Here is a 4,629-nt window from a genome sequence, read left to right as displayed (position 1 = left end):
CCGCTCGGCTGTTGAGCGGCGGCGCCCATGCGCGCAGACTGACGGCCCGCGGATGCGCGCGGCCGGTCGAATGCCGCGCGGCGCGAATGCCCGCGGGGCGGGCCGCGTAGCGGGCGCGCCGGCGCCCAGGAGAGACGATGAGACGAGCCTTCCTTCTGGCCGCGGCCGGAACCCTGATCGGCGGCCGCGCGATCGCGCAGTCCTTCACCCAGGCGCAGCGGGAGGAGATCGTCTCCATCCTGCGCGACGCGCTGCGGCGCGACCCATCGATCCTGCGCGACGCCTTCGGCGCCATCCAGGCGGCGGAGGAACAGGAACGGACGGGCGCGCAGCGCGCCGCCATCGCCGCGCACCGCCAGGCGCTGTTCGGCGACGCGGCCGACCCGGTGCGCGGCAACCCGCGCGGCAATGTCACGATCGTCGAGTTCGCCGACATGCGCTGCCCCTTCTGCAAGCGGCTGCATGGGGAGATGACGCAGCTTCTCAGCCGCGACGCGCAGGTGCGCGTGATCATGAAGGACCTGCCGATCCTCGGGCCGCAATCCGTCGTCGCCGCGCGCGCGCTGCTCGCCGCGCAGCGGCAGGGGAAGTACCCGCAATTGTTCGACGCGCTGATGCTCCTGCGCGGGGAGCCGACGGACGAGGTCATCCGCGAGGAGGCCGCGCGCGTCGGCCTCGACGTGCCGCGCCTGCTGCGGGAGATGGAGGACCCGGCGATCCAGCGCCGGCTCGACGCCAACATCGCGCTCGCCCGCACGCTGCGGATCGAGGGCACGCCGGCGCTCGTCATCGGCGATACGCTGGTGCCCGGCGCGGTGCCGCTCGCGGAACTCGAGCGCATGGTCGCGCAGGAGCGGCAGCGGCGGCGATGACCGCGACGGCCTTCATCTGCGCCACCTGCGGCACGCAGCACGCGCCCTCCGTCGCCCCGCCGGAGACCTGCGCGATCTGCGAGGATCCGCGGCAATGGGTGCCCGGGTCGGGCCAGGCCTGGACGACGATGGAGGCACTCGCCCGCCGGCACGCGGTGGGCTGGCGGGAGGTCGCGCCGGATCTGCTCGGCTGCGGCATGTTCCCCGATTTCGGCATCGCGCAGCGCGCGCTGCTGCTGCGCACGCCCGCGGGCAACGTGCTGTGGGACTGCGTCGCGCTGCTCGATCCCGCGACGGTTGCGATCGTGAAGGCGCTGGGCGGGATCGCCGCCATCGCCATCAGCCATCCGCACTACTACGCCAGCATGGTCGACTGGGCGCATGCCTTCGACTGCCCGGTGCTGCTGCATGCCGACGATGCGCGCTGGGTGATGCGCCCCGACCCCGCCATCCGCTTCTGGGACGGCGAGCGGCAGGAGGTGCTGCCCGGCGTCACGCTGCATCGCCTGGGCGGGCATTTCGCCGGCGGTACCATCCTGCACTGGGCGGACGGGCGCGGCGCGATCATGACGGGCGACATCGCGAGCGTGACGCCGGACCGGCGGCACGTCTCCTTCATGTGGTCCTTCCCGAACTGGGTGCCGCTGCCCGCGGCGGATGTGGCGCGCATGGGCGCGGTGCTCGAGGCGCTCGACTTCGATGCCGTCTACGGCGCGTGGTGGGACCGGGTGATCCCGGCGGGCGGCAAGGACGCGGTGCGCGCCTCCGTCGCGCGCTACATCCGCGCGGTGGAAGGGCCGGGGCCGCTCGCGCCCTGAAGGTCAGCGCGGTGCGGCCAGCACCAGCGTCCAGAACAGGCGGGGGACGTTGCCGAACATCATCCCCGGCCCGCCGGCGAAGCCCACGCCGATCTGCGTCACGTCGTCGGCCAGGATGTTCGCGCGGTGGCCGGGGCTGTTCATCCAGGTGACCACGACCTCCCGCGGGCTGCCCTGGCCCGCGGCGACATTCTCCCGGAAGGACCGCCAGCGATAGCCAGCGCGGGCGATCCGCGCGCCGGGGTCGCTGCCGTCGCTGCCGCGATGGTCCATGCGCGACGTCGCGAGCATGTCGCGCGCGTGTGCCGTGGCGGCGCGGGAGAGGCGATCGTCGATGCCGAGCGGCCCGCGCCCGAAGGCCGCGCGGGCGGCGTTCACCTCGGCGCGGACGGCCTGCTGGGTGCCGGGGTCGGCGGCGAGCGCCTCCCGCCCCAGGATCAGAGGGGGAAGCAGCGCGGGCAGCAGGCGGCGAGGGAGCATGGCGTCCTGGTCGGTGGGATGGAGCGGGCGTTCCTGCCGCGAACGCGCGCGCGGCGCGCCTTCGTCCCGCCGATGCGTCCGGTGATCAAGGTCACATGGCCATCGCGCGCGCCGTCGATCCGGAGCATGAACATTCCGCCGGTGCCCGATCGCGAGAAAGGCTTGGTGCGTGCCAATGCTTTGCTGCCAAGGCATTTCCGAGCATGGCGTCCGGTGCCGCAACCGGTGGGCGCGCCGCCGCACCGTTTTCCACTCCGGATAGACGAGGCCCCCGACCTGTATAGACTGTAGTTCTACGGAGGCGATGGTGACGGCGGGAGACGGCAGGCGAGCTTCGACGATGCGGCGCGCGCCGCGCCACGGGACAAGGCGCCCGGCCGCATGACCGATTCGACCGCCTTCCTGCCGCTCTCCGTGCCGGTCGAGATCGCGCTGCCGGACATCCGGCGCTGGATCGACGGAAATGCGGGCATCCCGGGCGTCTGGACCTTCACCGGGGCCGAGAGTGGCCCGCACCTCGCCATCACCGCGCTGGTGCATGGCAACGAGATCGCCGGCGCGCATGTGCTCGACCGCTGGCTGCGCGACGGCGTGCGACCCGCGCGCGGGCGGCTGTCGCTCGCCTTCTGCAACCTCGCCGCCTTCCGCCGCTTCGACCCGGCCGACCCGACGGCGACGCGCTTCGTGGACGAGGACCTGAACCGCTGCTGGTCGGAAGCCGACCTCGATATGCGGCGAATCTCCTCCGAACTGCGCCGGGCGCGGGAATTGCGGCCGCTGCTCGACACGGTCGATGTCCTGCTCGACCTGCATTCCATGCTCTGGCCCTCCGACCCGCTGATCCTGGCGGGGCAGACGGAGAAGGCCGCTCGGCTGGGTGTCGCGATCGGCGTGCCGCCGGTCATCGTCTCCGATGCCGGCCATGCCGGCGGGCGCCGCATGATCGACTATGCCCGCTTCGCCGACCCGGCGACGGACGCGACCGCCGTGCTGGTCGAGGCCGGCGCGCATTGGCAGGACGCGACCGTCGGGCGCATGAACCTCGCCGCTGCGCGGGTGCTGCGGCACCTCGGCATGGCGCGGCCCGGCGATCCGTTGCCGCCCGACCCGCCGGCACTGCCCGCGCCGCGCCGCGCGATCGTCACGCGTACCATCACCGCGGCATCGCGCGACTTCGCCTTCGTGCGCGAGTTCCGCGGCGGCGAGGTGATTCCCGCCCGCAACACGCTGATCGCGCTGGATGGCGAGGACGAGATCCGCACGCCGCACGACGACTGCCTGCTGGTGATGCCGACGCCGATGGTGCCGCGCGGGCACACCGCGGTCCGGCTCGCGCGGCTTCTCCCCTGAAGCGACCCGCCGGGGCTTGCGCGCCGCCGCCGGGCGCGCTTGCGTGCGGCGGCACCAATCCTTCGGGGGAAAACGCCATGGCCGCCCTGCGCCTCATCACCTTCGCCGACGCCGCGGGCAGCCGCGCCGGCCTGCTGCTGGAGGGCGACCGCGTCCTCGACCTGGCCGCCGCCATGCCGCCGGCGCGCGACATGGTCTCGCTGATCGAGGCCGGGCCGGGCGCGATGGCGGCGATCCGTGCCCTGGCGGCGAACCCGCCCGCGGGCGCGATCCTGCCGCTCGCCTCGGTCGCGCTGCAGGCGCCGATCCCGCGCCCGCGCCGCAACGTCTTCTGCGTCGGGCGCAACTACATGGACCATGTGGCCGAGGGCGACCGCACCCGCGGGATCACGAATTCCGAGGTGCCCAAGTTCCCGCAATTCTTCACCAAGGCGCCCGACTGCGTCATCGCGCCGGGCGCGCTGGTGCCGCCGCATGCGGATGTGACGAAGTGGCTCGACTACGAGGTCGAGCTCGTCGCCGTCATCGGCACGGCGGGGGCCGACATCCCGAAGGAGCGCGCGCTCGACCACGTCTTCGGCTGGACCATCGGCAACGACGTGACCGGGCGCGACCTGCAGCGCCGCCACGGGCAGTGGTTCAAGGGCAAGTCGCTCGACCGCTCCTGCCCCATGGGCCCCTGGATCGTCCCGGCGGCGGATCTCGACGCGTCGGACCTCGCCATCGGGCTGACCATCAACGGGGAACAGCGCCAGGCGAGCCGCACGAGCAAGATGATCTTCGACGTGAAGGAGATCATCCACCAGCTCTCGGCCGGCTTCACCCTGCTGCCCGGTGACGTGATCATGACCGGCACGCCGGAAGGCGTCGGCTACGCGATGCAGCCGCCGCAGACGCTCAAGCCCGGCGACGTGATGGCGCTGACGATCGAGGGCATCGGCACGCTGACGAATACGATCGGCGCCTGACGGCGGTTCAGCCCGGCGCGACGGGGCGGGCGGGAACGCCGGCCACCATCGCGCCGGGCGGCACGTCCTCCACCACCGCCGCGCCGGCGGCGACGATGGCCCCGGCGCCCACCGTCACGCCGGGGCGGATCACCGCGCCCG

Annotated in this window: 5 protein-coding genes; 4 read left to right on the top strand and 1 reads right to left on the bottom strand. The window is 73.3% G+C overall.

From position 1 onward, the window contains the following. The first annotated feature begins 137 nt into the window (after positions 1 to 137). Together HW577_RS21090 and HW577_RS21085 are read left to right on the top strand one after the other, a co-directional pair. Positions 138 to 872, top strand: coding sequence for a DsbA family protein (locus HW577_RS21090; RefSeq protein ID WP_198378090.1), 735 nt, complete (start codon positions 138 to 140; stop codon positions 870 to 872). Continuing rightward, entirely contained in the window at positions 869 to 1,690 is an 822-nt protein-coding gene (locus HW577_RS21085; protein WP_198378089.1) for an MBL fold metallo-hydrolase, read from the top strand. Before HW577_RS21090 ends, HW577_RS21085 begins: the two co-directional genes overlap by 4 nt. Positions 1,691 to 1,693: 3 nt before the next feature. Here HW577_RS21085 and HW577_RS21080 read toward each other — a convergent pair whose 3' ends face one another. Continuing rightward, positions 1,694 to 2,170 (bottom strand): CAP domain-containing protein, encoded by a 477-nt coding sequence (locus HW577_RS21080; protein WP_198378088.1) that lies wholly within the window; start codon positions 2,168 to 2,170, stop codon positions 1,694 to 1,696. A 381-nt stretch (positions 2,171 to 2,551) separates the two neighbouring features. Here HW577_RS21080 and HW577_RS21075 point away from each other — a divergent pair, with 381 nt between their 5' ends. Both HW577_RS21075 and HW577_RS21070 read left to right on the top strand, forming a co-directional pair. Continuing rightward, positions 2,552 to 3,520: a M14 family metallopeptidase gene (locus HW577_RS21075; RefSeq protein ID WP_198378087.1), complete on the top strand. Its 969-nt coding sequence runs from the start codon at positions 2,552 to 2,554 to the stop codon at positions 3,518 to 3,520. A 77-nt stretch (positions 3,521 to 3,597) separates the two neighbouring features. Next, a complete protein-coding gene (locus HW577_RS21070) occupies positions 3,598 to 4,488 on the top strand; it encodes a fumarylacetoacetate hydrolase family protein (RefSeq protein WP_198378086.1) in 891 nt (296 codons plus the stop codon). Positions 4,489 to 4,629 lie beyond the last annotated feature (141 nt).

The sequence above is a fragment of the Neoroseomonas rubea genome (assembly GCF_016106015.1).
Classification (GTDB): Bacteria; Pseudomonadota; Alphaproteobacteria; order Acetobacterales; family Acetobacteraceae; genus Neoroseomonas; species Neoroseomonas rubea.
This window is presented reverse-complemented; position numbering and strand designations above follow the sequence as displayed.